At 65.6% G+C, this 22,943-nt stretch carries 21 protein-coding genes and 1 pseudogene; 8 read left to right on the top strand and 14 right to left on the bottom strand.

The genetic code is table 11. The annotated features are described in order from the left end of the window. Window positions 1–83: 83 nt before the first annotated feature. A complete protein-coding gene (locus CXQ88_RS20155) occupies window positions 84–818 on the top strand; it encodes a FadR/GntR family transcriptional regulator (protein ID WP_104045902.1) in 735 nt (244 codons plus the stop codon). Between the two features lie 152 nt (window positions 819–970). Here the strand turns inward: CXQ88_RS20155 and CXQ88_RS20150 are convergent, their stop codons facing one another. After that, on the bottom strand, window positions 971–1,174 hold the full coding sequence (locus tag CXQ88_RS20150; protein WP_066274236.1) for a cold-shock protein: 204 nt from the start codon (window positions 1,172–1,174) through the stop codon (window positions 971–973). A 258-nt stretch (window positions 1,175–1,432) separates the two neighbouring features. Here CXQ88_RS20150 and CXQ88_RS20145 point away from each other — a divergent pair, with 258 nt between their 5' ends. The 3 genes from CXQ88_RS20145 to CXQ88_RS20135 all read left to right on the top strand — a co-directional run bounded on the left by CXQ88_RS20145 (window position 1,433) and on the right by CXQ88_RS20135 (window position 4,436). Next, window positions 1,433–2,227, top strand: a complete 795-nt coding sequence (locus CXQ88_RS20145; RefSeq protein ID WP_104045901.1) for an alpha/beta fold hydrolase — start codon at window positions 1,433–1,435, stop codon at window positions 2,225–2,227. A gap of 163 nt (window positions 2,228–2,390) precedes the next feature. Continuing rightward, window positions 2,391–2,843 (top strand): DUF4383 domain-containing protein, encoded by a 453-nt coding sequence (locus CXQ88_RS20140; RefSeq protein WP_104045900.1) that lies wholly within the window; start codon window positions 2,391–2,393, stop codon window positions 2,841–2,843. 240 nt (window positions 2,844–3,083) lie between these two features. After that, on the top strand, window positions 3,084–4,436 hold the full coding sequence (locus tag CXQ88_RS20135; protein ID WP_104045898.1) for a glutamyl-tRNA reductase: 1,353 nt from the start codon (window positions 3,084–3,086) through the stop codon (window positions 4,434–4,436). Window positions 4,437–4,451: 15 nt separating this feature from the next. Here CXQ88_RS20135 and CXQ88_RS20130 read toward each other — a convergent pair whose 3' ends face one another. From CXQ88_RS20130 to CXQ88_RS20075, 12 genes are all read right to left on the bottom strand, one after another. Continuing rightward, window positions 4,452–6,221 carry a gamma-glutamyltransferase family protein gene (locus tag CXQ88_RS20130; protein ID WP_104045940.1) on the bottom strand — a complete coding sequence of 590 codons (1,770 nt, stop codon included), beginning with the start codon at window positions 6,219–6,221 and terminating at the stop codon, window positions 4,452–4,454. A gap of 136 nt (window positions 6,222–6,357) precedes the next feature. Next, window positions 6,358–7,596, bottom strand: a complete 1,239-nt coding sequence (locus tag CXQ88_RS20125) for a S8 family serine peptidase (RefSeq protein WP_104045897.1) — start codon at window positions 7,594–7,596, stop codon at window positions 6,358–6,360. 116 nt (window positions 7,597–7,712) lie between these two features. Continuing rightward, complete coding sequence (locus CXQ88_RS20120; protein ID WP_104045895.1) at window positions 7,713–8,672, bottom strand: lipid kinase; 960 nt, start codon at window positions 8,670–8,672, stop codon at window positions 7,713–7,715. 173 nt (window positions 8,673–8,845) lie between these two features. Beyond that, window positions 8,846–9,526 (bottom strand): SDR family NAD(P)-dependent oxidoreductase, encoded by a 681-nt coding sequence (locus tag CXQ88_RS20115; protein WP_104045938.1) that lies wholly within the window; start codon window positions 9,524–9,526, stop codon window positions 8,846–8,848. Between the two features lie 4 nt (window positions 9,527–9,530). Further along, window positions 9,531–10,796: a sialidase family protein gene (locus tag CXQ88_RS20110; RefSeq protein ID WP_104045894.1), complete on the bottom strand. Its 1,266-nt coding sequence runs from the start codon at window positions 10,794–10,796 to the stop codon at window positions 9,531–9,533. Between the two features lie 4 nt (window positions 10,797–10,800). After that, a complete protein-coding gene (locus CXQ88_RS20105; RefSeq protein ID WP_104045893.1) occupies window positions 10,801–11,595 on the bottom strand; it encodes an HpcH/HpaI aldolase family protein in 795 nt (264 codons plus the stop codon). A gap of 62 nt (window positions 11,596–11,657) precedes the next feature. Then, window positions 11,658–12,647, bottom strand: a complete 990-nt coding sequence (locus tag CXQ88_RS20100; protein WP_104045892.1) for an aldo/keto reductase — start codon at window positions 12,645–12,647, stop codon at window positions 11,658–11,660. Between the two features lie 43 nt (window positions 12,648–12,690). Beyond that, window positions 12,691–13,521, bottom strand: coding sequence for an ATP-binding cassette domain-containing protein (locus CXQ88_RS20095; RefSeq protein WP_104045890.1), 831 nt, complete (start codon window positions 13,519–13,521; stop codon window positions 12,691–12,693). Beyond that, the gene (locus CXQ88_RS20090; RefSeq protein ID WP_104045889.1) at window positions 13,514–14,494 is read right to left on the bottom strand and encodes an ABC transporter ATP-binding protein; all 981 of its coding nucleotides are present in this window, start codon (window positions 14,492–14,494) and stop codon (window positions 13,514–13,516) included. The genes CXQ88_RS20095 and CXQ88_RS20090 overlap by 8 nt, the downstream gene beginning before the upstream one ends. Before the next feature lies 1 nt (window position 14,495). After that, on the bottom strand, window positions 14,496–15,428 hold the full coding sequence (locus CXQ88_RS20085) for an ABC transporter permease (RefSeq protein WP_104045888.1): 933 nt from the start codon (window positions 15,426–15,428) through the stop codon (window positions 14,496–14,498). Next, window positions 15,425–16,360 (bottom strand): ABC transporter permease, encoded by a 936-nt coding sequence (locus tag CXQ88_RS20080; protein WP_104045887.1) that lies wholly within the window; start codon window positions 16,358–16,360, stop codon window positions 15,425–15,427. The genes CXQ88_RS20085 and CXQ88_RS20080 overlap by 4 nt, the downstream gene beginning before the upstream one ends. Window positions 16,361–16,363: 3 nt before the next feature. Beyond that, on the bottom strand, window positions 16,364–17,938 hold the full coding sequence (locus tag CXQ88_RS20075; RefSeq protein WP_104045886.1) for an ABC transporter substrate-binding protein: 1,575 nt from the start codon (window positions 17,936–17,938) through the stop codon (window positions 16,364–16,366). A gap of 190 nt (window positions 17,939–18,128) precedes the next feature. Between CXQ88_RS20075 and CXQ88_RS22490 the strand changes: the two genes are divergently transcribed. The 4 genes from CXQ88_RS22490 (at window position 18,129) to CXQ88_RS20055 (ending at window position 22,533) form a co-directional block, all read left to right on the top strand. Further along, window positions 18,129–19,463, top strand: coding sequence for a four-carbon acid sugar kinase family protein (locus tag CXQ88_RS22490; RefSeq protein ID WP_258062037.1), 1,335 nt, complete (start codon window positions 18,129–18,131; stop codon window positions 19,461–19,463). Beyond that, complete coding sequence (gene pdxA / locus CXQ88_RS22485; RefSeq protein ID WP_258062036.1) at window positions 19,460–20,497, top strand: 4-hydroxythreonine-4-phosphate dehydrogenase PdxA; 1,038 nt, start codon at window positions 19,460–19,462, stop codon at window positions 20,495–20,497. The genes CXQ88_RS22490 and pdxA overlap by 4 nt, the downstream gene beginning before the upstream one ends. A gap of 64 nt (window positions 20,498–20,561) precedes the next feature. After that, window positions 20,562–21,332: a DeoR/GlpR family DNA-binding transcription regulator gene (locus CXQ88_RS20065; RefSeq protein WP_104045885.1), complete on the top strand. Its 771-nt coding sequence runs from the start codon at window positions 20,562–20,564 to the stop codon at window positions 21,330–21,332. A 367-nt stretch (window positions 21,333–21,699) separates the two neighbouring features. Further along, window positions 21,700–22,533: a GDSL-type esterase/lipase family protein gene (locus tag CXQ88_RS20055; protein ID WP_181037619.1), complete on the top strand. Its 834-nt coding sequence runs from the start codon at window positions 21,700–21,702 to the stop codon at window positions 22,531–22,533. Between the two features lie 331 nt (window positions 22,534–22,864). Here CXQ88_RS20055 and CXQ88_RS22860 read toward each other — a convergent pair. After that, window positions 22,865–22,943 (bottom strand): annotated as a pseudogene (locus tag CXQ88_RS22860) (AMIN-like domain-containing (lipo)protein); the annotation flags it as partial.

Raw genomic sequence — 22,943 nt, 5'->3', positions numbered from 1 at the left:
ATCTTTAGGCGTCACAAGTCATACCTTTGTGTCTTCTTTCGGTATGCTGGTACCGCGCGCAGGCGCTGGGAAAGGCAGGAATGATGTCGACGGCGACACGACAGGACGCGGATACCGCGCACGACGGCGGGGCCTCCCCCGCGATGCAGGGACGCGTTGTGGAGGCGGTTGGCATTGCCATCGCTTCCGGCGGCCTGCCGCCCGGAAGCCGCCTCACGCTGGAGGGGCTTCAGCAGGAGTACGGGATTTCCCGCACCGTGGCCAGGGACACCATGAAGGTCCTGGAGTCGATGAACCTGGTCTACTCGCGCCGGCGGGTGGGCATTGTGGTGCAGGAGCGCAGGTTCTGGAACGTCTTCGATCCGAAGCTGGTGCGCTGGCGGCTCGCCTCGGACCGGCGCGAGATCCAGTACAGCAGCCTCACGGAGCTGCGCATCGCCGTCGAACCCATCGCCGCGGCGGGCGCCGCACGCCGGGCGAGTGCCGCCGAGCGGGCGAAGCTCACTTCCCTCGCCGCCGACCTTCGCCGCCTGGGCGAAGCCGGCGAGCTGGAGGCGTTTCTGGCGGCGGACATCGAGTTCCACTGCCTGCTGCTGCAGAGCTGCGGCAACGAGATGTTCTTTGCGCTCGAAGGAATGGTGGCAGAGGTGCTGACCAGCCGCACCAAGCAGGGGCTTATGCCGTTCAAGCCGCGCAACGAAGCACTTCAGGCGCACGAGGATGTTGCAGCGGCCGTCGCAGGCGGGGATGCCGTCGCTGCTGAGGCCGCCATGCACCATATCCTCGATGAGGTGCGGAACGCGATGGGGCTGCACTAGTCACGGCGGCGGTTGGGCCTGTCAGAAAGCATGGCCCTCTTCCCGCGCTTCGGCGTTGGTGGCACAGCAGGGTTAAAGCAAAAGCAGGGCCGGTCAATGACCGGCCCTGCTTTCAAACTTTGAAACCCTAAGGCCCCAGTTTCTCTAAAAAATTAGAGGGACTGGATGTTTACGGCCTGGGGACCCTTGGGGCCCTGCTCGGTTTCGAAGGAGACCTTCTGGTTCTCTTCGAGTGAGCGGAAGCCGGAGGAAGCGATCGCAGAGTAGTGTGCGAAAACGTCCTGTGAGGAGTCATCGGGGGAAATGAAGCCGAAGCCCTTTTCAGCGTTAAACCATTTGACGGTACCAGTAGCCATTATTTTTGTCCTTCGTGAAGGTGGAGGAAAAGTCCCGACTTTCGGGTCCTCCGGTGTGGGGTGTTCAAAACCGCTACTTCAGAAGAACACGGACTTTCGACCGTGCGTACTGCCTGAACTACCAACTGCATAAACACAACAACAAGAATGACTCTACACGAGATTTCGGGCGCCGCTTACCACTGCCCGTGCAGAGACTCTGTGGTGCCTCATCATCTGGGCTGTCAGGACAGCCGGCGCGGGCGTATGGTTCGGTTTATGGGTCGGACTCGAGTCATCCTGCTTCCAGGCGCGATTCTCCCCGCGCAGCCTGCGTACGGTGCACTGATTGAAGCCCTTGGGCCCGATGTACAGGCTGTCGCCAAGGATCTGGAACTCTACGCGGACAACGAACCTCCGGTTGGCTGGAGCCTGGACACCGAAATCGACGGCGTACTGCGCGAGGCAGATGCCCTCGGATGGCAGACATTCCACCTTGTCGGCTACTCCGGCGGCGGGGCGGTGGCTCTGGCGTTAGCCGCGAAGCACCCTGACAGGCTGCTCAGCCTGGCGCTGCTTGAGCCCGCCTGGGCTGGAAGCTGGGACTGGAGCCCCGCGCACGCGGAACTCTGGAAGGAGTACGGGCGGTTGGAAGTGCTCCCCCCGGAGCAGCTCCTGCCCGCCTTCACGAGCCTGGGAGTCAAGCCCGGCGTCGTCCTTCCGCCGCCACCGCCGGGGCCTCCGCCGTCGTGGATGGCAACACGGCCCGAGGGTATCAAAGCCTTCCTGCGGAATTTCAGGAACTATGACCTGGACAGGGCCCGCCTTGCCGCCTTCCGCCCGCCGGTGTTCTTTGCCTTGGGCGGCCTCAGCAACCCGGATGGCTACGGTGAGATTGGCAGCCGGCTGGCTCGGGTCTTCTTCCCGGACTTCCATCTGGAAGTGTTCCCCAAGCGCCACCACTTCGACCCTCCGCACCGGATCGAGCCCCAGAGGCTGGCGGAATTGCTCCGTCGGCACTGGGAGCGGGCGGAAGCCAGCCAGGCCGCGGGCCTTGCCGAGGCACCCAAATAGAGTGCGACGGCAGCACGCGCCTTTCTCTGTGCCCGCCCCTTTTCAAATTGTTGTGGCAACAACCCATCCGAAATGCGATATGGCCCGAATTGCTGGCATAACCCTTTGGGTCGGCAGGCAAACCAGCTGACTCATAAACACATATCGCATTCAGGAGATCACCATGGCAACACCAACGAACACCGGTACGGCAACCCGGACCAACGTGCAGAAGGCATCGCTGGCTGTGGGTGCAGTGTTCCTGCTTGTTGGCGTCCTGGGCTTCGTCCCGGGGATCACGGGCAACTACGACCAACTGCACTTCGCCGGCCACCACTCCGAGGCACTGCTGCTGGGCCTCTTCCAGGTCTCGGCCCTGCACAACATCGTCCACCTGCTCTTCGGCGTGGCCGGCATCGTGCTGGCCAGGACCGCGTCGGGCGCCCGCTCCTTCCTCCTCTACGGCGGCATCATCTACCTCGTCCTCTTCGTCTACGGCCTGGTGATCCCCCAGGACACCGCAGGCAACTTCGTGCCGGTGAACGGTGCTGACAACATCCTCCACCTGCTGCTCGGCGTCGGCATGGTTGCCCTAGCTTTGGTCCTCACCAAGGGCCATGCCAAGGCCCGCGCTTAAGGCAGCCTTTCCGCGCCAAACCCGGCCGGACCATGGCAATGGCCCCGGACCCAGCTTCGGCTGGGTCCGGGGCCATTGACATCTGAGGCCATTCCTGTGTCGGGCCCTTGCACCACCTGTCGAACTAGGACATCTACGTCCTCTCAAGAATTTCCAAAGGTTGCTAAACGACGCTGTCGCACAGGCAGTGGTGCGACCCACTGCGTCAGTAGATGGATTTCTCTCGGGGGGAAAACAGCAATGGAAGAAACGTTTCCTACGGTGAATCCGAGCTTTCAGGGTGCATCGAGCACTCCGGCCCTGTTGGTGCTCGCCGCGCGGTACCGGTACTTCCCCCCTGATTCCACTGCCACGCTGCACTCAGCGTCCTCAACTATTGCTCGAACGCTGCTAGATGCCAGTACAGCCGTGTCAGGCTGTGTAGTTCTGTCCACGTGCAATCGCTTCGAGATTTACTGTGAAATTTCCGCTGAATGTAACGCCGCAAAGGCACGCTCGGACGCACTGGAAGCGGTGAGCTGCTGTTCCGGCCTTCCGCTGACCGACTTGCAAGCACTATTCGAGTACCACGAGGGTTCTGCGGTAGCGGAACATCTGTTTGCTGTCGGATGCGGTCTGGATTCCCTCGTTGTGGGTGAACGTGAAATTGCTGGCCAAGTCCGGCGCGCGTTGGCCACTGCCCAGGCCGCAGGCACCACAACTGGACGGCTGGTCCGCCTATTCCAGGCGGCTTCCCGGACTGCTAAAGAGGTGGGAGCACGGACCCGCCTTGGCAGTGCAGGAAGGTCGGTAGCTTCGGTGGCCGTCGAACTGGCCGCCTCCCGACTAAGGCCGGCAGCGCTCTCTGACCTTTCAGTAGTCCTGATTGGCAGCGGGTCCTACGCCGCCTGCATCTTGGATCTGCTGCTAAGGGGGCAGTGTTCAGATGTCGCCGTCTTTTCCCGCTCAGGCCGGGCAACGGCATTCGCCGCCGCCCGGGGAGTGAAGGCCCTTACGGCAGCCGAGCTGGATGCAGCCATCGGCCAGGCAGACATTGTTATTGGCTGCAGCGGCAGCGGAACGCGCATCGATGCCACGATGATTGCACCGAGGCGGAATAACAGCCGGCTTGTGGTTGTGGATCTCGCCCCCAACCGTGACTTCGATTCTGCCGTTGCTGACCTGACAGGCATTGACCTGGTAACCCTTGAGTCAGTTCGCCAAGCCGCCCCGCAGGCGGACGCGGCGGAACTTCAGCTCGCCCTAACCCTCATCAGGGAAGCAGCGGGCCGTTTTTCTCAACAGGAAAAAGTACGCGCAATCGACGCCTCCATTGTCGCCCTGCGCCACCACCTGCAGACGGTTCTCAACCACGAAGTAGAACACCTCAGAAAACGTAGTGGATCAAGTACCTCGGTTGAGGAAACCACAATGGCGATGCGGCGCTTGGTGCATCAGCTACTCCACACGCCCGCGGTCCGCGCCAGGGAGATGGCTGCTGCGGGCCGTCATGACGAGTACACAGCCGCTTTGGAGGCACTCTTTGGCATCAGCGTCGACCCTAATGTTCCGCCCGAGTTTAGGCGGAACATGTCCGAGAAGCTGGTTGTGTAGTGCGGTAAGGGGGGCTCAGCGTCCCGCGGCGTAGCCCTGCGCTCCCCTTGGGTTGGCGGCGGCCTTCAAAATTCCCGTTTCGGGGTCACGCACCACTGCTGAGAGCCGGCCCAAAGCCCAATCCCCTGCCCGGGTAACCACGTGCCCGCGCTCTTCGAGCTCGGTGATCACCTCATCGCCGAGGCGGTCTTCAACAACAACACCGCCCGGCGTCCACGTGCGCGGCCAGAACGATCCGGGGATGGACGTTGTGTGGAAGGCGGGGGCGTCGATGGCCTGTTGGGGCTCGTAGCCGCCCACGATCGTGCGCAGCAGGTACAGCAGCTGCCACTGGTCCTGTTGGTCGCCTCCCGGCGATCCGATGGCAGCCACCGCCTTGCCGTCCCTCAGCACCAGCGTGGGCGTCAGCGTGGTGCGCGGGCGTTTGCCGGGGGTAAGGGTGGACGGGGCTTTGTCCTCGAGCCACGTCATCTGGAGCCGTGTGCCCAGGCAAAAGCCCAGCTCCGAGATGGTCGGGGATGACTGGAGCCAGCCTCCGGATGGGGTGGCTGAAACCATGTTTCCCCACTGGTCCACGACGTCGATGTGGCAGGTGTCCCCGCGCGTCTCCCCGGTGGGCATAACAGTGGGCTCGCCGACGCCAGCGAAGGCATTTTCGCCGCGTTCAGCGAGCGACGGCGGGAGGTACTCCGTGCGCAGCGGCGGAATGAAGGGCTCGTGGCCGGGCACCCGGCCGGGTCGGAACTCGTGTGACGCCTGCTTGCCAATCAACTGCCGCCGCTCGGCCGCGTACTCCGGACTCAACAGGTAAGCCAACGGCACCGCGGCGTCACCGTAGTACGCCTCGCGGTCCGCGATGGCCAGCTTCTGCGCCTCCAGGATGGTGTGCGCGCCGAGGGTAGTGGACGGGTCCAGGTACTCGTCGTCGAACCCGTCCAGGATCCCGAGCGTCTGGAGCAGCGCCGGCCCCTGTCCCCAGGGCCCGGTTTTGGCAATTGTGTAACCGCGGAATTCCAGGGTGGCGGCGGGTTCGTAGCCTGCCGAGCATCCGGCGAAGTCCGCTTCCGTGATGACGCCTGCATGATCCGTGCCGGAGGAGTGGCGGTGCGGCTCGGCGAGGAACGCGACGGCTGCCGTGGCAACGAAACCCTCGCGCCATTCCACCCGCGCGGCGTCGATTCGCGCTTCCCGTGACCCGGCGTCCTCCCCCGCTGCCGGCTCTCCGGCTGCGATGAGCCGCTCGAGGACACCGGCGTAGGCAAGGTTCTTCACGATGTCTCCGCCCGCTGGGACTTTCCCGTCCGGCATCCAAAGCGCGGCCGACGTCGGCCAATGCTCGGTGAAGAGCCCCGCCACGGAGGCGATGGTGCTGCCGACGCGGTCCAGAACCGGGTGGCCGTGGCGGGCGTAGCCGATGGCGAAGGACAGCACGTCCGCCAGTTCCCAGGTGCCGTGGTCGCGCAGGAGGAGCAACCAGGCGTCGACGGCGGCCGGGACGGCAGCGGCGAGCGCACCGGCGCCGGGCACCAGTTCCAGCCCTTCGGCCAGGTAATGCTCCCGGGTTGCCGCGGCCGGAGCAGGGCCCTGCCCCATCAGCACGGCGGGTTCGGCAGGGTGGCCGGCGGTGACAAACACACCCGTCATGTCCCCACCGGGACCGTTCAGGTGCGGTTCGACCACGTGCAGGACAAATGCCCCGGCGACGGCAGCGTCGAAGGCATTCCCGCCCCGCTCCAGCACCGCCTGGGCCGAGGCAGTTGCCAACCAGTGGGTGGAGGCGGTCATGCCAAACGTGCCCTGGAGGGTGGGCCGGGTGGTGAAGCTCTGCGCACGTGTGTAGGTCACGCTTGATTCTTTCCGCCTATGGGCGCGAGTCCGGGCGTTGGGCCGCGTGTCGGCCGAAAAGGTTGAAGGGCAGTGGCTACCGGACGGCGCGGTCTGCGTTGACGCGGCCCTTCGCCCAGAAGGTGCCGGTGCCGGCAATCTTGTCTGCAGTTGATTCCACTTTTGCGCGGACTGCCGTGGCCGTGGCGCCTGGGGTGGAGCTCCAGACGAGTGCGGCAGTAGCCGCAACGATTGGCGAAGATATCGACGTACCGTTGCCGACGTCGTAACCCTGGGAGCGGTTATTCTGCGTGCCCAGGACGAAGGGGTGGTTCGGGAAGGTCGAGAAGACATTTACACCAGGCGCTGCGATGTCCACCCAGCTGGCTCCGTAAGTTGAGAAGGGGGCCTTGGCGTCTCTGTTGTCGGTTGCAGCGGCGGCAATAACGTTGGGATACGCGGCCGGATAAATCTTGGTCTGATTGTTTCCGTTGCCTGCGGCCGCCACCAGCACAGCGCCATTCTTCCAAGCGTTGTTGACAGCAGTTTCGAGTGTGCGTGATGCGGGCACACCGATGCTCATGTTGATGACCCTGGCACCATTGCTGACGGCCCAGTTGATCCCGTTTGCAACACTCGACGACGATCCAACGCCGCTGTCGTTGAGGACTTTGCCAGCCAGGATGGTGCATCCCGGGCACACGCCGGCGATACCGATCGTATTGTTCATGGACGCGGCAACAGTGCCGGCGACGTGGGTGCCGTGGCCGTAGTGGTCCTCGTTGGTTCGTGCAGTGCTGAAGTTGGCGCGGGCAACAACCTTCGGGCTGATGTCAGGGTTGTCAGTTGCGACCCCTGAATCGAGGACAGCAACCTTGATGCCGTTGCCGGTGGTGACGCTCCACGCTTCGACGGCGTCAACATCGGCGTCTGCTTTGCCCGGGGCCACAGTGATCGTGCCGGCGGTGTTGGTGAAGGACTGGCCATCGTTCTGCAGGGAGTACTGGCGGGGAAAGTACTGGTCAGCAGTAGTTGCGGTAGCTACAAGGTCCGGTTCGGCGTATTCAACAATGGGACTCCGGTTCAGGGCCTCGATGTCCTGATGCTCCTTACCAGCAGGCACATTGAGAAGGTGCGCGCCGGTGCTGCCGATGCCTGGGCCGTCACTGAGGCCATGCTGCTGCAGTACACGAGCCGCCGCCCGGTCATCGCGAAACTTCACGATGATCTGGCTCGTCATGTCTTCCGAACCTGATGCGACGCCGGGGGCGGCCGGGGTAATTCCAGCAAGCGTCATAAGCAGTGCAGAAAGACCAGCTACCAGGTTCCTTTTCATCCCGCCATTTTGCGCCAAACTCCAGATGCTGGATAGTGCTTTTCCAAGGACGTCCGACGGCTGATCCTGCCGATAAGTCGTTCAGTCCCACCGAAAAGACGCAGGCGCATCAGTACTCAAATGGACGGCCCGCCCGCACCGCCCGGTCCGTCAAACAGCGCGCTGTTGCTGCTCTGAGGCACCACGACGTGAACGGCGTTGCGCTGGATGGTGAAGTCGGTCGGCGTGACCGCCGCGATCTCGCCGTCGAGGTTCACCGACAGCGGCGGCTCGGTGACCAGCCTGACATGTCGGCTGGTCAGGTGGTACACCCGCTCGTGCTTGACGAAACTTCCGTCCCTGAGCAGCCGGGCAATACTCACGTGGTCCCAGAGCGGTCCCGCCGGTATGGCGTAGATGTCCAGAGTGTGATCGTCGATCCCTGCCGTCGGGGAGACCATATTGCCGCCGCCATAGTGCCGGCCATTGCCGACGGCCACCTGAAGCAGGTTCTCGAGCTCGATCGGCTCGTGGTCCCCCTCCGGGAACTCGAGACGGGCTCGGAACGGCTTGTGCCGGGCATACGCCCGCAGCGTGGCAATGCCGTACGCCAACGGCCCGATGTACCGCTTCAGGCGGGGGCTGAGTGCCTCGGTAACACCCACCGACAGGCCAACGGACGCGACATTAAGGAATGGTTGACCGTTAGCCCGTCCGAGGTCGATGTCCACCACCTTCCCGTCTGCGATGGCAGCGCACGCCTCCGCAAGATTATTCGGTATCTCGAGGGTGCGGGCGAGGTCGTTGGCGGTGCCCAGCGGAAGAACGCCGAGCACGACGTCGGTGCCGGCGACCCGACCGGCGGCGTAGGACACCGTCCCGTCACCGCCACCGACAACCACCAGGTCGTGCCCCTCAGCCACCACGCGATCGAGCGTCGCGGCCAGCTCTGCCCCCGACAGCACGTGGTGCATGGAAGAGATCGGCACGCCTGCCTTTTGCATCTTGTCCAACACCAGTTCGTGTGCGGCCGCTCCCCGGCGTGATCCGGCGTTAATCACCACGGCAGCAGAGCGCGCCTCTCGGGCAACCTTCATGTGGGACATGTTAGGTCGTTGACCTGTGAATTCCTGCACGCCGCGTCACCGTTCCGGCTCAGACGTGAGAGAGGACCCGGCGAAAAGGTGCAGGAACTGAGAGAGCGTCAAGGGAAAAGGCGCATCAACTGATAGCTGGTTCCGGGAAAGGGCGCATCAACTGATAGAGCGTCTTAGAAGGAGGCGCCGCCGCAGATCACGTAGTTCTGGCCGGTGATCGACTTGCCGTGCGGGCCCAGGAGGAATGCGGCCAGGGCGGCAACGTCGTCCGGGTCCACCAAAGCACCAAGTGCCGGCATTCGCACCGGGGTGGCTGCACGGCCGGGGTCGTTCAGCATGGGCGTGTCAGTCGGCCCTGGGGAGAGCACGTTGACCGTGATCCCCCGCGGCGCGAGCTCTTGCGCCCAGGTCCGGCCCAGTCCTATCAGCGCAGCCTTTGTCGCCGCGTACTGGCTCTTGCCCGGTGACCCCGTGGAGGTGCGGCTGCCCAGCAGAACTATCCGGCCGCCGTCGGGCATTGTCGGCACCAAGGCGTTGGCCAAAACGCTAGCCGCAGCCACGTGAACCGTGAACATCCCGGCCAAAGCCGCAGGATCCAGTTCCCCCAGCGGCGCCGTCCGCTGGAAACCCGCTGCGTGCACCAGAGCGTCAGCCGGTCGCAGCCCCGCAACGGCAGAAGCCAGGGTCTCGGGCTCGGACAGGTCAGCCTGTAGCCACTCGAACTTCCCGTCCAGCGATGTCGGGGTCCGGCTCAACCCGGTCACGGCCCACCCTTCCACCAGCAGGCGGCGGGTGATGGCCAGGCCGATCCCCGAGCTGCATCCGGTGACAACCGCATGCAGCTCAGCCAGCATTGATTCAGCCGGCATTGATTGAGCCGTCTTCCAGGCCGCCCGGCGTCTGGGTGCCCTCGTACGCCCACTGCGGGTCCACCCGGACGAACTTGATGGCCTGCCGGAAGTACGTGTACGCGATGTTCAGCGAGCCGTCCGGGCCCTGGTGGATGGACGGGTAGGAGTACTCGCGGTTGAGCCCGTCGCGGGAGTTGTTGGACAGGCAGTAGCCGTCCCCCACGTCCAGGTTGCGGCGGATGGGCCAGGAACGGCCGGAATCCTCGGAGATCGCCAGCGTCATCGGAGACCGCGGCGTCCCCCAGAAGGCGCGACGCTCGCCGTCGTCAGCAACGGCAGCGCCGGGCACCGGCTCAGCCAGCTGGCCCTGCTCCTCGGCCAGGCCGTCGTCGTCAATTTCGTCGTAGAGGGACAGCCGGCGCTCGGTGTTCTCCTCCGCCTGGCTGTGGTTGTACACCAGGGCCAGGCGGCCGTCGGCGAGCGCAGTGAACTGGATGGACGAGTTGTTGTTGGGCAGCTCGGTGGGAACCGGCTCGCTCCAGGTGGAGCCGTCGTCGGTGGAGCGGGATTCGTAGATCGAGTCCGCCCAGCGGCTGCGGAACAGGGCCAGCAGCGAGCCGTCGGCCACAGGCTGGATGTTCATGTGGACGCAGCCCAGGCTGCCCGGCAGGACGTGCTCGCTCCAGGTGGCGCCGGCGTCGTCGGAAATCATCACGGCGCTGTCGTCGCTGTTGCCCACCCACTTCCCCCCCGGCGTGGTGATGCAGCGGAAAATCGGCACAATCAGGCGGCCGGACGGCAGCACCACCGGCAGCTGGCGGACAAACACGCCGCCGGTTTCATTGGCGGCGAACAGCGTTTCCACGTCGCCCCAGGTGCGGCCGCTGTCCGTGGAAATACGACGGCGGACCTCGGCGGTGTCCTGGTTGCCCGCCTTCTGCGCGGTGTACAGCAGCCAGAGCGTCTGGTCCGGCGCGGTGAACAGGATGGGGTTCTGCTCCGAGCGGGCGGAATCGTCGGAGAGCTGCTCGGGTGCGGACCACTGGGTACTGCCGGGCTCCAGGGTGGAGAACCAGATGGAGATGTCCGGCACGCCTTCCTGGGTGCCGCCAAACCAGACACAACCCAGCCGGCCGTCGGGCAGGGTGAGCAGGTTGGCGGCGTGGCTCTGCACGGTGGGTGCCGGCAGGTAGGCGAAGTCGGCGCCGTCGGCCCGCTTCACGGCCCCGTCCGGGGTGATGGTGCTGTACTCGTTGGTGGTGGTGTTCGGCATGAAATTAGCTCTCCTTGCTGGTCGCGGCGTCGGTGCGCGCGGCGTCGAGGTGGGACTTCGCGATCTGTTCCAGGTGCGTGAGGTCCGAGGCGATGGTGGTGAAGGTGTATCCCTGGGCCAGCCGCTGCGCCGCGACCGTGCCGGCCGGCGTGTGGATACCTGCGGCGATCCCGGCGGAGGCGGCAGCCTCGGCGATGGTCTCCAGCGCGGCGTTGAACTCGGCATCAACCTGCGGATCCCCGGGGAATGCCCCGCCCACGGCAATGGCCAGGTCCGATGGTCCCACGTAGATACCGTCCAGGCCCGGGGTGGCGCAGATTTCCTTGACGTTGGCCAGCCCCTCGGGCGTCTCGATCATGGCAAAAACCAGCGTGGTGCCGTTAGCGTCAGCGGGCTTCGGCCCGATGCGCAGCGCCGAGCGCATCGGCCCGTAGGAGCGGCCGCCCATCGGCGGGTACTTTGCTGCAGCTACTGCGGCGGCTGCGTCTGGGGCGTTGTTAATAAGAGGGACGATGACGCCCACGGCTCCAGCATCGAGCGCCTTGCCGATCGCGGTGAAGTCGTTGGCCTCCACCCGGACCATCCCGACGGCGGTGTGCCCGGCGTCGATGGCCATCAGCCCGTTGAGCACGCCGGAGTAGCCGAGCAGCCCGTGCTGCGCGTCGAGGGCAACGTAGTCGTAGCCGAGGCGGCCGATGCGTTCGGTGGCCACGGGCGCGTCCAGCACTGCCCAATAGCCCACCGCCTGCTCACGGGCGCGGATCTTGCGGGCGAATTCGGTGGCCAGTTCGGATGTCATGGAGATCTTCTACCTTCGGTTCTGGAGTTCGGATGGACGGCGTCGGCCGGGTGTCAGGAAAGTCAGCGGTTGTAGGCGGGCATCGGGCCGCGCAGCGAGGTGCCGACGGCGTCGCAGGCTTCCACCACGTCGGCCGGCAGCGGCCCGTTCGCCACGGCGGCGATGTTGGCGCGGAGCTGCTCCACCTTCGACCCGCCCAGCAGCATGGAGCCCACACCGTCGCGGTAGGCAAGCCAGCGGAGCGACAGCTCGGCCAAGGAAACCCCGGCACCGTCTGCGATCCGGGAGAGATCCTCGATCGCGTCGAACAGCTGCTTGTCCCAGTACCGCTGCGTGTACATGGCGGCGAGCTTGGAATCGCCGTAGCGGCCCTCGGTGGGCTTCGCTTCGAAGCTGTGCTTGCCGGTGAGCAGCCCGCCGCCGAGGGGGTTGTAGACCATGGTGTGGACGTTGTGCGTGGCGGCGAACTCGAGGTACTCCTCCTCCAGCCGGCGGGCAACCAGGTTGTACAGCTGCTGCGCGACGACGGGCTGCGGCGCCCCCACTTCACGCGCCGTGTGGACCACGTCGGCGATCTGCCAGGCGGCGAAGTTGGACACGCCCAGCGCGCCGATCTTCCCCTCGGCGACCAACTCGGCAACCGTAGAAAGCGTGGAAGCCAGTGGCGTGGCCCGGTCCGGCTGGTGCAGGTAGAACAGGTCGATGCTGTCCGTGCCCAGCCGGCGCAGGCTTCCCTCGACGCTGGCACGCAGTCCGGCCGGGGACAGCGGCGTATTGGAGCCGGCGTCGGCATGCGGCATGCCGGCCTTGGAAGCCAGGATGACGCCATCGCGCTTTCCCTTCAGAAGCCGCGCGAGCATCTCCTCGGTAACACCCCCCACGTAGGCGTTGGCGGTGTCGATCGTGGTGATGCCGGCGTCGAGCGCTTCCTCCACCATCCGCCCCGCGGTGGCCTCGTCGACGGTGTCGCCGAACGTCATGGTCCCCAGGACCAGCCGGGAGATGGGAAGTTTCAGGCCGTCCACCGTGGTGCCTTCAGGCTGCTTGCTCATGCGTAAATTCCTCGTCGTTGCGTCGTCGTCAAAAAGAAGGGGCTCAGGCCTGGTTGGCGAGCGCCAGGGAGCGGACCAGGTGCCGCGGCTTGAGGCCCGTCATGGTGGAGGGGTCCAGCGCCGCGCGGCGGAGTTTGCGGGTGTAGTCCTCCTTGGGGGCGGTCAGGACGGACGCGGTGGTGCCGTGTTCCACCAGCTTGCCCTTCTGCATCACCATGACGCTATCGCTGATCTCCTGCACCACGCCAAGGTTGTGCGAGATGAACACGTAGGTGATGCCGGTTTCGTCCTGGATGGATTTCAGCAGCCGCAGCACCTGTGCCTGCACGGACACGTCCAGGGCGCTGGTGGCCTCGTCGCAGACCAGCAGTTCGGGCTTGGACGCGAGCGCCCGGGCGATCCCGATGCGCTGGCGCTGGCCGCCGGAGAACTCACCGGGGTGCTTGTCCAGCGACCGGACGGGCAGGCCCACCTGGTCGATCAGCTTGGCGGCCGCCTTGTGCCGTTCCGCCTTGGACCGGACGCCTTGCAGTTTCAGCGGCTCGGCCACAATCTCCTGCGCCGTCATGTGCGGGTCCAGCGAGCCGTACGGGTCCTGGAACACCATCTGGAACTTGGAGCGCATGGGCCGCAGCTTGGCCTCACTCATGGAAGCAATGTCCGTGCCGTCCAGGTCGATGCGCCCGCTGGTGGGGGTCACCAGCCGCATTAGCGCCTTGGCGATGGTGGATTTTCCGCAGCCGGATTCACCCACGACGGCGATCGTCTTGCCTTTGTCCACTGAGAAGGACACGTCGTCAACGGCCCGGAAGGTCCCGCCCGGCACGTGGTAGTCCACCACGAGGTTTTCGACGGCGAGGAACGGCTTACTCATGGCTTGCTCCGGTCTGGGTCAGGGCTGGGTCAGTAGTGGTGGCGGAGGAGCCGCCAGTGGCTGAGGAGCCGGCGGCGTGTGTGCCGGCGGCGTGTGTGCCGGCGGAACGACGGCCAGCAGCGGGGGCAGCAGCAGGAGTTTCGTCCCACGGCCCCAGCACCGGCACGGCGGCCAGCAGGTCCCGGGTGTACTCGGTGGCCGGATGGTCCACAATCTGCTGGACCTCGCCGGACTCCACAAACGAGCCGTCCTTCATCACGTGGATGCGGTCCGAGATCAGCCGGGCCACACCAAGATCGTGTGTGATCATCAGGATGCCGATGCCGCGCTGCTCCTGCAGTTCCAGCAGCAGGTCCAGGATGCCGCCCTGAACGGTGACGTCCAGGGCCGACGTCGGCTCGTCCGCCACCAGCAGCTGCGGCTCACTGGCCAGCGCGATGGCGATCAGCACACGCTGCAGCATGCCGCCGGAAAGCTGGTGCGGGTACTTCTTCAGCTGCTTCTCCGGGGTGGGGATGTGCACCTGCTCCAGGAGCCGGATGGCCCGGGCCTGCAGTGCGCCCTTGTCCTTGGCGGAGGCGGCACCGGCAATCCGGATGGCCTCGAAGAGCTGGTTCCCGATCGAGTGGACCGGGCTCAGCGCCGTCATGGGGTCCTGCGGGATCAGGGCCAGGGTCTTGCCGCGCACCTTGTTGATGGCCTTGGGATCGGCGCTGATGTCGACGCCGTCAATCATCACCGTGCCGGACAGTACCGCCAGGTCCTCGGGCAGCAGGCGGAGGATGCCCATCGCCGTCGTCGACTTGCCGGAGCCCGACTCGCCGATGATGGTGACCGTCTCGCCCCGGTGGATGCTGAAGCTGACGGAGTCAACGGCACGGATGATGCCGGCGTCGGTGATCAGCTCCACCTGGAAGTCGCGCACCTCGAGGAGCGGCTTTTCCTTGAACGGGGTCTCAGTGGAAGCGGTCATGTCAGGCACCCTTTTTCTTGCGGCGGGGACGGTCGCGGAGGCCGTCGCCCAGCAGGTTCACGCCCACCACCATGAGCACAATCACCAGGCCGGGCAGGGTGACCATCCACCAGGAGGTGGTGATGTAGTCCTGGCCGTCGGAAATGATGCGGCCCCAGGTGGCGAAGGGCCGCTGCGGGCCGGCACCCAGGAAGGACAAAGCGGACTCGAGCAGCACGGCCTGGGCCAGCAGGAGCAGGACCACCAGGGTTGCCTGCTTGATGACGTTGGGGATGATGTGCTGGATCAGGATCTGGATCCGGTGCAGGCCCAGGATCCGGGCGGCGGAGACGTAGGGCTTTTCGCGTTCCACCAGCACCATGGAGCGGGTGAGGCGGGCCACTTCGGGCCATTGGGCGATGGCGATCACGAAGGTGATCACCGGGATGGAGGGGCCGAACAGGGCCACCACCAGCAGCAGCATCATGAGCAGCGGCAGGGACATCTGGGCTTCGAGGACGCGGGAGACAACTGTGTCTACCCAGCCTCCGAAGTAGCCGGCGGCCGCGCCGAGGATGATGCCGATGGCGCCGGAGACCAGCACTGCCAGCAGGCCGATGGTCAGCGAGACCTGGCCGCCGTGCAGCACGCGGGAGAGGAGGTCGCGGCCCAGCTGGTCGGTGCCGAACAGGTGGCCGTCCGTGAACGGCGGCAGGCGGCGGGCGCCGAGGTCCTGGAAGTTGGCGTCCGGCAGCGGGAGTACCTGGGCCAGGATGATGGGGATGATCACCAGCAGGGTGCAGATGGTGCCCACGATGAGCTTCCACTTGGCGGCATTACGACGCCGGGTGGCGCCTGCCGCTGCGATGTCCGCCTTGGTGACGGCGCTCGGGCTCGGCTGCCGGGCCGGGGTGCCGGCCGAAGAACCGGCGGGTGTTGCGGTGTCGAGGCTCATGCTGTTGCCGCCTTTCCAAGACGAACGCGGGGATCAAGAAGCGGGTAGGCGAGGTCGATGAGCAGCTGGACACCGACTGCGAGCAGTGCGGTGAGGAGGACCGTGGCCTGGATGAGGGGGTAGTCGCGGGTTTCGAGGGCCCGGACGATCAGGGAGCCGACGCCGGGCCAGGCGAACACCACTTCCACCACCACCACACCGTTGAGCATCGCGGCGAACCGGGTGCCGAGCGCGGTGAACACGGGGATGGCCGAGTTCCCCATGGCGTAACGCCAGGTAAGGACGGAGTTCTTCACGCCGCGAGAGCGGGCCACCGTGAGGTACGGGGCGGCGAAGTTGGCCGTCATTTCCCGCCGGACCATCCGGGAGATCAACGCGATCTGCAGGATCGCGATGGTGATGGTGGGCAGCACCAGCCCGCCCCAGGTGGCGAAGCCGGAGGCCGGGAAGATAGGGATCAGGACGGCGAAGCCGGTGAGGAGCATGATGCCGGTCCAGAAGTCGGGCATCGACTGCCCGGCGATGGTGAGCACGTTGACGCCGAACTCGCGGCCGGTGTCCGGGCGGCGGGACATCCACACGCCCAAGGGGATGGCAACTACGGCGGTAAGGAGGATGGCCGCCGCCGCGAGGGTCAGGGTGTAGGGCATCCGCTCGGCCACCACCTGCATGGCAGGAGCCTGGAAGGAGTAGGACTGGCCCAGGTTGCCGGTGATCAGCTGCTGCAGGAAGATCCAGTACTGCTCCAGCACCGGCCGGTCCAGGCCGAACTGCTCCCGCACGGCGGCGAGCTGCTCGGAGGTGGCCAGCGGGCCGGCGTAGGAGACGGCGGGATCGCCCGGGGCCATGCGGATGAGGATGAACACTGTGGATACCGTGAGGAACACGGTCAGCAGGCCCTGTCCCAGTCGCTTCAGGATGTAGTTCGTCATGGCTTAGGCCTCCAGCCGTGCGTCAACGAGCGGGTAGGAGTTGGTGGGTGCCAGGTTGATCCCGGACACCCGCTCGCGGTGGGCGAGGACGGACTTGGGCACAAACGCCCAGGCGCAGGGCCAGGTGTCCCAGACCGCCTGCTGTGCGTCGTTCAGCAGTTCCGTCCGGCGGGCCGGGTCCGCTTCGGCGGAGGCAGCCTGGATCTTGGCGGTGACCTCGGGGATCACGTAGCCCTGGTAGGTGTCGCGGGTGGCTTCCTTCTCCGGGGTACCGGAGTACATGCCCTGCAGCATGGTGATGGCCAGGCCGGTGGGGCTGGGGTAGCCGTTGCCCAGCAGGTCCCAGTCGCCCTGCTTGCCCTGGCGCCATGCCAGGATGTTGCCGCCAGGTTCGAACTGTTGCAGCTCGGCCTTCACGCCGATGTTGCCAAACATTTCCACCAGGGCCTCCATCACGGAGGTGTCGGACGCGAACTCGCCGGTTTCCCAGATGATCTTGATGGTGAGGTCCTTGACGCCCAGCTCCTCGAGGGTGGCCTTGGCCTTCTCGGGATCGTAAACGTACTCGCCGGTCTTGTGGTAGCCCGTGAGGCTGGACGGCGTGACGCCTTCGGCCTGGGTGACAGAGTCCACCAGCACGTCCCGCACCAGCGACTCGCCGTCGATCGCCATGCTGAGGGCCTGGCGGACGCGGGGATCGGCGAGCGGGTGGCCAGCGGGCTTGCGGAAGTTGAAGAAGATCTGGTTCAGCCGGAGGCTGGACGCCTCCTGGAGTTTGACGCCGGGAAGCCCGGCAAGCTGTTCGCGGGAGTCGGGCGTGATGGAGTCGATGATGTCCACCTCGCCACTGCGCAGGGCGATGACGCGACTGGATTCCTCGGGGAGGAAGCGGACTTCCACGTTCTCCACCTCGGGCCTGGGGCCCCAGTAGTTCTCGTTGCGGGCCAGGCTGTAGGTTCCGGCGCCGCGGTTGAACTTGGTGACCACGTACGGGCCGGTGCCCACGCCCTCCTGCAGTTCCTCCGGCTTGTTCTGCGCGGCGGGGGTTATCAGGATCATGCTCATGAGCGAGTCCAGGATGGGGACGGGCTTCTTGGACACCATCTTGAAGGTGCGGTCATCCACCGGCACCACCTCGGGGAATTCGGGGAAGAAGCCGGCTACGAAGGAGCCCTGCACCTGCTGGTACATCTTCAGCGCGGTGGAAACGTCCTCGATCTTCACGGGGCTGTTGTCCGAGTAGCGGATGCCTTCGCGGAGCGTGACGGTCCATTCGGTGGGCCCGGTCATCTCGAAGCGTTCGGCCAGGACCAGGATGGGCTTGGTTTCTGGGCCGATGGCGGTGAGGCCCTGGCGGACAGAGCGCTGAACCGTGACGGCGGCGTCGAACTGGTTGAGCTTGTTGTCCAGGCTGACCAGGGACCGGTTGAGGGCCAGCGTCAGGGTGCTGGGTCCCGGCAGGCCGGTGGGGCCGGCGCAGCCGGCGAGGCTGCCGGTGCCCAGCAGAAACCCGGCGGCGGCGCCAAACTGCAGCAGGCGACGGCGGGAAATCTCACTTCCTTGAGGAAGAACGGTCATCGTTGACCTCTCGGTAGATCGGGGACGGCTGCCGGTTTGGCTGCGCCGAATGTTGTGTCCATCACTTTGCCACTCCTGCGCAATTTGCGCAACCCCTCTAGCGTGATTCGCGCAAGCGTGTCAGAATGTTTGGGAAGCATCCCGCTACTTAGGTGGGGTCCCAGCCAACAACGAACGCGAGAGGAGCAATGTGGCTTCCGTATTTGTGCAGGCCGATGATTTCTCCGGCGCCGCCGAGGTTGGCTACTGCTTCGTGCAGCATGGGCTGTCCACGCAGCTCACGCTTGGAACGCACGACGGCGATGCCTCCTTTCGGGGGCTCGTCACCGACGTGGTGGTGGCCGATACCCATTCCCGCGGGCTGGCTGGATCCACCGCCGAGGCACTTGTGAAGAAAGCCTTCTCGAGCGGCGCGGCCTCAGCTGCGCAGGTGGCCTTCAAAAAGATCGACTCGCTCTGGCGCGGAAACGTCCGCGCTGAAGTGGCCGCCCTGACGGGGCTGGGATTCAACGCCGTTGTTGCGGGGGCACTCCCCCAGCTTCAGCGTTCAGTGCAGAATGGTCAGCCTTTGGTTGCCGGTACTCCCCTGGCGGAGACGGATCTGTGGCAGGCCGAGCTTTCGGCCCCGCCGGCTGACATTCCTTCCCTGCTTCGGCCGGAGGATCCGTCCTCAGTTGAGTCACTGAATCTGGCCGAGGTCCGGTCCGGCTCACTCGTCGAGAAACTGTCCGCACTGCTGGGCTGCGACCAGGCCGCGCTGGTGGTGGCTGACGGCGAAACTGTGCAGGACCTTGAGCACGTGATGGACGCCCTGCTGGAGCTGAACTTCCAGGCCTGCGATCGCCGCATTGTTCTTGTGGGGACTGGCGGTACGGCGGACGTCCTTGCGCAGCGCCTGGCTGCACAACTTGCGCGAAGTGCGCAAGTTGGTGCACAAGCCGAAGCAGTCACCGCGGAACCGCAGGGACCCGCTAAGCCGGTCCTCGCCGTCGTCGGCTCCGCCTCCAAAACCGCCCAGGCGCAACTGGCGCAGCTCGAAACACAAGGCTTCGAAGTCATCAGGCTGCACCCGCAGTACGCCGGTGCCACCGGTGCGTACGGACCGCAACTGCAGGAAGCAAGGGTGGCTTTGGCCGCAGGCACCAACGTGGCCGTCACCCTGGCCGCCGGAAAAGTGGACCCGGCACGCGCCGCCAGCATCGTCCAGGCCCTGTCCACCTTCGCCGCCGAGGCAGCACAGGGACTCGAAGCAGACCTGATCCTCACCGGCGGTGAGACGGCCCGGGAAGTCCTGGACGCCGTCGGCCTCCACAGTCTGGTGCCGCTCGCGGCCGTGCAGCACGGGGCGGTGCTCAGCCGCGCCGATGACGGAACGCTGGTGGGCACCAAGCCGGGCAGCTTCGGCGACGACCTGGCACTCCAACAGCTTTACGACGAAATCCGGGAGCGCCGCGGTCAGTCCGCGCCGGCTCCCGCCAACACCCTTCCCCGCAAGACTTCCGAACGATCTGGAGCAGAAAAATGACTACCCCCGCAACGAGCAAGACCGAGCAGACCGAACTCCCCTACGTGGCCGTGACCATGGGCGACGGCGCCGGGGTGGGGCCGGAGGTGGTGGTGGCCGCCGTGCTGGATCCGCAGAGCAACGCCGAATGCCGGCCCGTGGTGGTGGGCGACGCGCTGCGCCTGCGCCAGGCCGCGGACGTTCTGGGCATCGAGGCGGACATCCAGAGCATCGAGAACGTTGAGCACGCGGTGTTCACGCCTGGCCGGGTGAACGTGATCGACCTGGCGCTGCTGCCGGAGGACCTGCCGTGGGGGCAGCTCTCCCCTGTGGCCGGGCACGCCGCGTACGAGTACATCCGGGTGGCCAGCGAACTCGCCATGGCCGGGAAGGTGCAGGCCATCTGCACCGCGCCGCTGAACAAGGAGGCGCTGCACTCGGCCGGTCACATCTTCCCCGGGCACACCGAGCTGCTGGCGCACCTGACGGGAACGGAGGAAGTGTCCATGATGCTCTCCACACCCAAGATCCGGGTGATCCACGTGACCACGCATATCGGGCTGATGGACGCCATCCGCAAAATCAACCCGGACCTGGTGGAGCGCACCATCCGCCGCGGCCATGACGCGTTGGTCCGCGCGGGCATCCCGAACCCGAAGATCGGCGTGTGCGCTATCAACCCGCACGCGGGAGAGAACGGTTTGTTCGGCCAGGGCGAGGAAGCGGAGAAGATCGAACCGGGTGTGAAGGCCGCGCAGGCTGCCGGGATCAACGCTGTCGGTCCGCTGCCGGCGGACACGCTGTTCTTCCTGGCCGGCCGGGGCGACTACGACCTGGTGGTGGCCATGTACCACGACCAGGGCCACGGCCCGGTGAAGGTCCTCGGCATCGAGGCCGGCGTGAACATCACGGTGGGCCTGCCGGTGATCCGCACGTCCGTGGACCACGGCACCGCCTTCGACATCGCAGGCAAGGCGATCGCCGATTCCCGCTCCATGGTGGAGGCGCTGCACCAGGCCGCCGAAATGGCCACCCGGCCCTCCGTCGCCGCGTAGCAGCACAGGTTTCTTCGGGGCCGGAACTAGCATGGTTACCACTGCCACGGGAAGGAGACCGGGAATGCTCAGCGCAAACGCGCGGCGCGAGGAGATTTACCACCTTGCCGTGACCACCGGCCTCGCATCCGTGGAGGAACTCTCCGCCCGGTTCGAGGTCACCGCCTCCACCATCCGGCGCGACCTGGCTTTGCTGAATGGGCAGGGCCGGCTGGCCCGCACCTACGGCGGGGCCATGGCCCTGGGCGCGCACCCGGAGGCCTCGCTGCGGCAGCGCACCGGCGAGGCGTTCGAGCAGAAACACGCCATCGCCCGGTGGGCGGCGTCCGTGATCGTGCCCGGGGAGAACATCCTGCTCGACGCCGGCTCCACCGTGGGCGCCCTGGCGCACGAACTGCGGGGTTTCGAGAAGCTGTCCGTGACCACCCCGGGCATCAATACGATGCAGGAACTGGCCGATTCCGAGGGCATCGAGGTGGACTGCCTGGGCGGCCGGCTGCGCAGCGTTTCGCAGAGCTTTGTGGGTCCCCTGGCCGAGGCCGCGCTGGAGCGGATGAGCTTCGACCGGGTATTCCTCGGCGCCGACGCCGTCACCGCCGAGGACGGCATCTGCGAAGCAGACCACGCCCAAACCCGGCTCAAAGAACTGATGGCCCGCCGCGGCAATCTTGTGTACGTGCTCGCGGATTCGTCCAAGCTGGGGTTGCGGCCCTTCCACGCGTGGGCACGGCTGGCTTTGCCGTGGACCCTCGTGACGGACGACGGCGCCGACCCCGGGCAGGTGCAGAAGTTCCGGGACGCCGGGGTTGAGGTTGAGGTCGCCGAAGTCGCCTAGTGCAGCTCCAATACCCGCCTCCGGCTGGTGCCCCGATTTAGGAAGGCAGCAATTTGCTATGCGTTTGCCACCTTCGTAATTCTGGGGTGGTAGGAGGAGGCCGGATTCGGGGGCGATTCCGTTTGGCCCGCGCTGTACCTCAGTGGTCAAGGTGTTGCCTTGCGTTGCCGTTGGACGTCCGCCCTCAAAATTCGCCAACGGGCGGTTCGAGGCCAGCTGTTTCACCGGTGATCCCCGCGTGCCGCAGATCCCGTGAAACGATGCTGGACACGGTAGAGAACGGGGACATAGCGTCGGCTTGTACGGGTCGGCAAGGCTGACAGAGTGGGTAGCCGATGTGCACCGCCGGTCCACAAAGGAGGTGGCCGTGCCGAAAGTTGCGCGCTTACTGCTTCTGCCGTTTGTCCTACTCGCGGCGTTCACGGTCGCGCAGCCGACACCGACCGCGCCCCCGCCAACCTCCACGCCGCCGCCCACCTCCATGGCAGCCTTGGGCGACTCCATTACCCAGGCCCTGGCAGTGTGTTGTTCCAACGGTGACAACTCGCTCCACTCATGGTCCACCGGGCACGGTCCCGGCGACGGAGTCAGCAGCCACTACGAGCGGCTGACAGCCCTGGATTCGGCTGTCGCTGGCCGCAACCACAACAACGCAACCAGCGGGTCCAGAGCGAGGCATCTTCCAGACCAGGTCGAACTGGCCGTAGAGCAGAACGTGGAATACGTGACCATCCTGATCGGAGCAAACGACCTTTGCGCCTCATCGGCAGCCACGATGACATCCGAGACAGAATTCGCTTCTCACATCAAGACCGCCTTGGCGGCGCTCCACCGTGGCCTGCCGAGCGCCCGAATCTTCGTCGGCAGCATCCCGAACCTCTACCAGCTCTGGAAGACTTTGGAAAGCAACGCCGAGGCACGCGAGGCATGGTCCGGCGGCACCTGCCAATCGATGCTTGCTGCTGACAACACCGAGGAGCAGCGGCAGTCGGTCATCAAGCGGGAACTCGCGTTCAACCAGATCCTTGCCCGGGCGTGCTCGCAGTACAAGAACTGCCGCTGGGACAACAACGCTGTGTATGACTTCAAGTTCTCGGCAAGCGACGTTAGCGTGCTCGATTACTTCCATCCAAGCCTGGAAGGCCAGGCCCGCCTGGCTGAGCTCACTTGGCGGGCATCATGGTGGGGCAACCAGCAGTGACTATCGGCCCCCCGCACGGTCTGGCTGAGCCCGGGAAGAGGACCTGCAGCGCCATGGCCACCCTGTATTCCGTTCGGCGAGTGGCGATTTCAACTTCGGAGGGGTCGCCTAGGCGGTCTGCCAACAGGTTTTTCAAGTCTAGTGAGACAAGCCCAAAGATCCGCATGGACACGGTCCCTACCTAGCATCACTGCCGTGTGGTGGTGGGACACACCGCCGCTGGTGGTTCCCCACTAGGCCTCGCCGCACGGTTAGGCAAAGCGGCGCCCCGCCTCCCCCAGAGAGCGGGGCTTCGCCTCTTACCCGGCTTTATCGGCCGTCACAGCTGCCGTCACCAATGGTGGGCGACGTCGATCACGAGCTTGGATCCGCTACCGGGACCTGCAAGGGTGAAGACCTTGAAGGGCAGT

Origin of the sequence: Arthrobacter sp. ZGTC412 (assembly GCF_002929215.1) — a bacterium.
Classification (GTDB): Bacteria; Actinomycetota; Actinomycetes; order Actinomycetales; family Micrococcaceae; genus Arthrobacter.
Note: the sequence above shows the minus strand (reverse complement) of the source record. Positions and strands in the feature narration are given on the sequence as shown.